The sequence below is a fragment of the Gardnerella sp. 30-4 genome (genome assembly GCF_001641215.1).
GTDB lineage: Bacteria > Actinomycetota > Actinomycetes > Actinomycetales > Bifidobacteriaceae > Bifidobacterium > Bifidobacterium leopoldii.
On record NZ_LXJL01000066.1, the window covers coordinates 1 to 7,457 of the forward strand.

General features: G+C 39.2%; 8 protein-coding genes. All 8 read right to left on the minus strand.

What is annotated here, in order from left to right:
* Positions 1-27: 27 nt before the first annotated feature.
* Positions 28-675: a type II secretion system F family protein gene (locus A5294_RS04655; RefSeq protein WP_064340586.1), complete on the minus strand. Its 648-nt coding sequence runs from the start codon at positions 673-675 to the stop codon at positions 28-30.
* A gap of 3 nt (positions 676-678) precedes the next feature.
* Complete coding sequence (locus tag A5294_RS04660; protein WP_064340587.1) at positions 679-1,254, minus strand: type II secretion system F family protein; 576 nt, start codon at positions 1,252-1,254, stop codon at positions 679-681.
* A 29-nt stretch (positions 1,255-1,283) separates the two neighbouring features.
* Positions 1,284-2,360 carry a CpaF family protein gene (locus A5294_RS04665; RefSeq protein ID WP_064340588.1) on the minus strand — a complete coding sequence of 359 codons (1,077 nt, stop codon included), beginning with the start codon at positions 2,358-2,360 and terminating at the stop codon, positions 1,284-1,286.
* Complete coding sequence (locus A5294_RS04670; RefSeq protein ID WP_064340589.1) at positions 2,347-3,522, minus strand: hypothetical protein; 1,176 nt, start codon at positions 3,520-3,522, stop codon at positions 2,347-2,349. The genes A5294_RS04665 and A5294_RS04670 overlap by 14 nt, the downstream gene beginning before the upstream one ends.
* A 123-nt stretch (positions 3,523-3,645) precedes the next feature.
* On the minus strand, positions 3,646-4,995 hold the full coding sequence (locus A5294_RS04675) for a ClC family H(+)/Cl(-) exchange transporter (protein ID WP_231880195.1): 1,350 nt from the start codon (positions 4,993-4,995) through the stop codon (positions 3,646-3,648).
* A gap of 57 nt (positions 4,996-5,052) precedes the next feature.
* Positions 5,053-5,463, minus strand: a complete 411-nt coding sequence (locus A5294_RS04680; protein WP_004574195.1) for a CrcB family protein — start codon at positions 5,461-5,463, stop codon at positions 5,053-5,055.
* Complete coding sequence (locus A5294_RS04685) at positions 5,463-5,966, minus strand: CrcB family protein (RefSeq protein WP_004574196.1); 504 nt, start codon at positions 5,964-5,966, stop codon at positions 5,463-5,465. The genes A5294_RS04680 and A5294_RS04685 overlap by 1 nt, the downstream gene beginning before the upstream one ends.
* 95 nt (positions 5,967-6,061) lie before the next feature.
* Entirely contained in the window at positions 6,062-7,363 is a 1,302-nt protein-coding gene (locus A5294_RS04690) for an adenylosuccinate synthase (protein ID WP_012913739.1), read from the minus strand.
* Positions 7,364-7,457: the final 94 nt, after the last annotated feature.

Here is a 7,457-nt window from a genome sequence, read left to right on the forward strand (position 1 = left end):
TTTTTCTAGAAATTTATTTTTAAAAAGCTAGCGCATAAGTGACATAACTGTTGGCAAAATTCCTATGCATATAAAAGATGGCAAAAAACATAATCCAACAGGAAGCAGCAATCGCACAGACAACCTAGAACTTTCTTGTCTAGCAATATTGGCCATATTTCTCTCATAATGTTGAGCAAGTGCAGACAATACAGGAACTGGAGATGAACCATAACACCATGATTCTTTTAAAGATGTCATTAACCATCTAGCTAATATTTCTGAAGAATCTAAGTTTTTACGATTAGTAAATTTTGATTTATTTTCTAATTCAAAATCATCTTGTCTAGTATAAGTAGAAGACCATGCTTCATGCCACGTATCTCCTGCAAGTAAAGCATTGGAAACAGAGCAAAGCCACATGCCTTGACCGCAAGGAAACACTTGCCCAACAGCACTAAGAGCCCTAGTAATAGCAACACCACTACGAAGTGAAACAATAATCATATGTAAACCAAGAAGAGGATCTACATATGAAACTTTTGAATTACGCCATTCGTATTTAAATAGCATAATTTTACTGTTAAAGCGCATACGATTATCTAATGAATCGCACTCTAATTTCAAACTCACCCATTGCCAAACAATTACAACAAACAATGGGATGATAAACAAAAGCTGCTTTGTGGATTCCATAAATCATCCTTCCAGCGAAGTAGCATCCATTGCATGCTGAGATATTTGCAACATAGAACTAACCCACGCCAAACCCAATCCATAACATATTCCACCTATTGTTAATAAAATCCATCCATTTACTGTTGTAATTAACATCAAAATAGGGTGACCACCTAGTAATTCACCAGCAAAAAGAGCCAAAATAGGTAGAGCAGTAAGTAATTTTATTGTTGCTTTTGGCATTGCAGCTACGTCAGCACGTAAATCTTCTGCACGCTTCTGAGCATGATATGACGCTGCCGTAGCTTCCACACATTCTGCCATAGCGCAACCAAGAGTATTACTCAATTCATATGAAGCCATAAGACTTTCAGAAACAGTATGCATATGTTTTTCAAGCTGACGACGTTGAGTCTTATTCATATTGCGCTTCTTTGGAAAACAACGTTCATAAAGCCATTTATAAATAATTTTTGTATTAACTGCATTACTGCAAATACATTGTTGAGACTTAGAGTCACTGTGAACAATCATTGCAAAAGTAGAACCAGAACGTAATGCAGCAATCATTCCAGCAAGAACTTCTTCAATATCCATTTTTACGCTCCAAGCAACACAATCGACTACTAATTATTTGAACTGTCAACACATATGCTGGCCATATTCCCGGGAAGATTCCAATAATTTGAAAACTTAACCCATGCAGGCAAAAATTTCATAACAATACTGCCGTCAATTCCACAAGATAATTGCAAAACTGGAACGCCGCACAGCAACGAAACGCTAGAAGCGTATTGCAGAATACCGAGTTCTTTGATCATTCGACGCCCGTTAGAGGATCTCTCTACATGAATAACAACATCGAATGCTCCAGCAGCTAAAGCACATAAAGCTGCAGGCTCCAACCCAGCCAATAACCCTAATGCCATAAGACGAGCGGGAACTTTTTCTATTTCATCTGCATGAAGAGTTGTCATTCCACCCTTATGCCCGGAAGTAAACACTCTCAACAAATCAGCAATTTCTTCCCCACGACATTCACCAAGAATAATGCGATCCGGGCGCATTCTTAATGTTGCTTTTACTAATTGAGATAAGCCAATTTCTCCTACACCTTCTACATTAGCTTCTCGCGCACTTAACGAAACATGATTTTGTGTCAACTCGCCAAGCTCTCTAATTTCTTCAACAGATACAATACGATCTTCGCAATCAGCAGCAGCCAACAAAGCCTTCATAAGTGTGGTTTTCCCAGATCCAGTACTTCCAGTGATCATTATATTTGCTCGCTTTTTAACTAGAACGCTTAGAATACAAGACAATTCTTTTGGAAACATGCCTTGATCACTCAAAGAAACAAGATCATAACGATTAATTGAAGGAAAACGAATTGACAATGCTGCTCCTTGAGATACAAGTGGCGCTAAAACAGCATGTATGCGAATGCCAGAAGTACTTGAAGCATCAGCAATAGGACACGCATCATCCAGTCTTTTGCCTAATTGTGCACAAAGCCATACAGCATATTCTCTTAACAAAGCAGGGTTGTTAAGCGGAACTCGAGTTGCGCGTTCCTTAAGACCTTGCCCACAATCTACCCACACACGACCAGACTCGCTTACAACCATGTCTGTGACTCTTACGTCATTGGCAAATTCCTGCAGAATTCCAAAATCGATATCACGAATATTATTTACGATCATATTTACCTCTTGAGTATTTCGAACGACGATATTGCGAACGACGATATTTAGTTACAGCATTTTTTGTATTTGATATAACATCTCCGATAAGCCAATTATTTATGCGTTTCATGGTTTCCTTCATTGAAGATGGCACATTTCGAATACCGTAGCCCCCTATAATGTCGGTGTACATGCGAGCATCGTGTTGCAAAGAACCAAGAAATGTAGTTGATAGATATTCAGAAGCTTCATCGATACTTAAAACATAAGATTTTTGCGTTAAACCACGAGGAGGCAATCCCACAACAGCAAATTTGTTGAACTTTACGCCAGAATCACACAAAGTATCTAATTTTTGTAGCAACGCTCTAAACCTTGCTAAATCAAGCACAGATAGCTCAACCGCAGCAAGAGTCGCACTGTCAATAAATTGCGGAATATTACGGTAAGACTTCATAGCAGTCTCGCCAGAACCTATATCTACAATAACTACATCAACAGCATCAGCTAGACCTCTAATAGCAGCCTCTAAAACCCAAGGTTCAGGATATTTACCATGCCATGGAGAAAATGCTAAAACATCCACATTATCCCAATGTAATAGCTCATTGCGCAACACATAGCCATCGCATCTACCTAAGGGAGCATCAACTTCTTGCAACCTGCGACCTTCATCTGATTCCAAACCAAGCAGAACGTCTAAACCGCCATGAGTCAAATCAGCATCTACAAGAGCAACACTATGGCCTTGTTCACTTATATAGCGAGAAAGAATAGATAGAGAAGTGCTTAGCCCAATGCCATCTGCAGCAGACATTCCAACCAAAATATTTTTAGGCAATGGATCTAAAGAATCACGCGCAATAAGATTATCTTCTTCAGCATTATTAAACATACGAGATTTATGCTTAATAGAAATATCTTGCGAGCGTTCAGTATTTTGAAAACTCTCCACATCTTGAGAACTCTTAGGCAAAAGAGTCATAACAGTATGATCGTCAGCTATACATGGCGCAATTTTTACACCATTAGACACAGATTCGTATATAGATTTATCTGCAACTTGAGGAGGATAAACATAACGTTTAACATCTCCAAATGCGCCTACAGCTTCGCCATTGTTATAATTCTTATCAATCTGCTTAACGCCAATTGATTTATTGTTTACACTCATATTCATACTCATGCGCCTATTGAAACGCATACAGCAATGAGTTTTCAACAATATTCATGCAATGTGGTTAAAAGCTCAGGAAATATTAAGAATAAGCAAATATTGCACAAAAATTATCTATAAAAACATCTATTTTACAGAATTTACAGATGGCAATACTAAATCTTTATTAACTTTCATATAGCGTTCAAGTAACTCACCATAAATTGGCTTAGTTTTTAGAATATCTGAAATAAGCAATGCGATAAATGCAGAAGCTGCAACTGGGAGCGTATGAATCATAGTTCCAGACATTTCAACAGTAAGCAAAATCGAAGTGAGTGGAGCTTTTACAGATGCAGACAACGTACCAGCCATAACGCAAACTGCAAACACAGATACAAATTTTGTATCAATGCCAAATGCTGAAACGCTAGTAATCCAGCGCGCAGCAACACCACCTGCGAGCGCACCTACTGCAAGAATAGGCATAAAAATACCGCCAGGAGCACCACAGCCAAAACTCGTAGAAGTAAACAACATTTTTGCCACAAATAGCAAACAAAGCATTGCAAGACTTGCTTTTCCATATTCAGAAAGTCGCACTAAATTAGATCCGCCACCAAGAACTTCAGGCAGGAACAAGCCAACTGGTATTGCAATTAAGCAAGCAATAGCAACAGGCATCCACTTTGGCAAATATCCGTATAATGTTTGCAAACCAAGTAACGAACGATTCATTATCGAGCCTACAAAACCTGCAAAAATACCAAGAGGAATAATCCAAATATGCAAGTTCATTGGCAAATCTGGAATCTGGCCAAAATCAAGAACTGGACGCAATCCGAAACAAGTTTGCGAAACAAAATCAGCACATAAAGCAGCTGCAGCAGCTCCTATAAGAACAATTGAAGTTAAGCCGTGCTGAATCTCCTCCATAGCAAACATAACTCCAGAAAGTGGCGCAGAAAACGCAGCAGATAAGCCGGCTGCAGCTCCAGCAGTTACCACATAATGCTCTTTAATATCGTCACGCCTACCTTTACGGAAAATTCGAGACAACATCTGAGCACCACATGCACCTATTTGAATAGATGGACCTTCACGTCCAAGAGACAATCCAAATAAAGAACCAAGTAAACCACCAACAAAACGCACTGGCAGAATCGTGTGCCATCGCATATTCAAACCGCGATTAACATATCCCACGACTTGAGGAATACCACTTCCAGAAGCCATACTTTCTTTACGACTCATCCAGCCAATAATTAGACCTGCAATTACAGCAAAAATTAAACATGGCAAAATCCACCATGCGTTATGCCGGATTTGTAAATACATCCAACGCGCAAAATCCGTACCGTATTCAATACCAAGCCTGTAAGAAGCTACTAATGAACCAGAAACAGCGCCGACAAATATCCCAGCTAATATTACTTTCCAACGAAGCTGGCAAAAAGTTTTTGATATTTGCTTTAACTTATTGCTTAAAAAGCTCAATGCATTCTTAAACTTCACTACAACTCGATTCTGCGCACAACACTTAACTTCTAAATACTAAATTACGTGCAGTAACAATATTTGCGAAACAATATACCCAACAGAAGCAGCAAAGAATGGAACAATAAGTTCTGCAAAAAGCAAGAACACTCCATCTTTTATGCGCTTTCTTTGAATAAGATCCACACCTTCAAAAATTGCAGTAGAAAACGTGGAAAATCCACCCAAAAATCCCAAAATCATCAAATAAGCAAAACGTACTCCACATATTGCAGCTGCAACCATGAAAACATTAGACACAACACCTATAGCAAATGAAGCAACGCAATTGATAAATAGCGTTGCAACTGGAACTTCGCTTTTATGAGCAGCTGAAATTTTTTTAGTCATTGCGCATCTTAAAACAGCACCTAAACCGCCAAAAAAGCAAGGCAAAATAAACATAATAAAAACGTATAAAGAATTCATCACTTCATCACCTTAGTATTAGCTTCTGCAACAGATCGACTTTGCTTTTTATTCATGCAATTCGCAATTCCTGCTCCAACCCAATTACCAACAAAAGCCATAAAAACGCCAAAAAGCAGCGAAAAAAGCATGCCCAAAACAACAAGCGTCATGCGTGGAGCCATAAAAGACATTGCACTTTCAAACGCGAAAGTAGACATAGTCGACAATCCGCCACAAAAGCCTGTTCCTAGCGCATATTTATACAAAGTTTGCTTTTCTTGCGTTAAAGCTTTAACAGATATTGCAGTAACAAGAGCAAAAATAAAGCATGCAATCATATTTGACAAAAAAGTCCCTAAAGTAAGCTGGCCAAATATAAATGATTGTCCGTCTACTTGGTGAATCGTGTGCGCATAAGAAGAAATTACTGCGCGCACGAAAGCTCCACATGTACCACCAATAAAAACTAAAAAGTATAATCGACAATTATTTTTTTTATTTTTCCCGCTTATTTTACTCATTTTCACTCTTTTTGAAATTATCGTCATAAACCAAAACGACACTCCCAATCGAGAAGTGCCGTTTTGCTAAGTTGATCATAAAATAATAAACAATTTCAGTCAGTTAGTGAGTGAACACTAATGATATGATCACGCTGCGGACCAGTTCCAATAGCAGAAATACGGCAATGAGAAAGCTCTTCCAAACGCTTTACATAACTTTGCGTATTTTGAGGCAAATCTTCAAACTTATGGATTTGAGAAATATCCTCATTCCAGCCTGGAAGCATCTCGTATACTGGTTTCGCAGAAGCAAATAGTGATTGATCTACAGGCATTTCTTCCATACGCTGAACTGTTCCATCAGACAAAGCCACATCATAAGCCACGCAAACTGGGATTTCCTTCAAACCAGTCAAAACGTCAAGCTTAGTAAGAACAATATCCGTCAAACCATTTACGCGAGTTGCATAACGGCTTACTACAGAATCAAACCATCCACAACGACGAGGACGACCAGTTGTAACACCATATTCATGGCCTTGCTCACGCAACCAGTCACCCTGCTCATCCAAAAGTTCAGTTGGGAATGGACCTTCACCAACACGAGTAATATACGCTTTCGCTACTCCAATTACGCGCGTAATACGAGTAGGACCAACACCAGTACCCGTGCAAGCGCCACCAGCAGTAGGGTTTGAAGAAGTTACAAACGGATAAGTGCCATGATCGACGTCAAGCATTGTGGCTTGTCCACCTTCAAACAGCACAGTTTTGCCTTCATCCATTGCTTCATTCAATACTAATGAAGTATCAGCAACATATTTCTTCAAGCGTTTGCCAAGCTCCACAAGTTGAGCGGTAACTGCATCAATATCAATAGGATGTTGATTATAAAGTTTTACAAGCATTTGATTCTTTTGATGCAAACTTGCTTCAACTTTGTCGCGCAAGTGATCAGCATTAAATAAATCATGCACTCGAATACCAACACGATTAATTTTATCCGCGTAAGTAGGTCCAATACCACGACCAGTCGTGCCGATCTTGTGTTTACCAAGGAAACGCTCAGTTACTTTATCAATAACTCGATGATACGGAGTAATAACATGCGCGGCTTCGCTCACAAGCAAGCGCGAGCAATCTACACCGCGAGATTCCAAAGCGTCAATTTCTTCAAGCAATACCTCTGGGTCAACAACAACACCATTACCAATTACAGGCGTAACATTAGGGCTGATAATTCCGCTTGGAAGTAAATGTAATGCATAAGATTTATCGCCAACAACAACAGTGTGTCCGGCATTATTACCGCCATTAAAACGTGCGACAATATCAACCTTTGAACCAATTAAATCTGTTGCTTTGCCTTTACCTTCGTCACCCCATTGAGCTCCAATAAGCACAATACCAGGCATGCCGCACCTCCATTTTTGAGCTAACGCTGCTCAAATAAGCACAATTCTTACCTGTTAAGACTATCTCTATGCCACTACCGAATAAGAAAAAGAA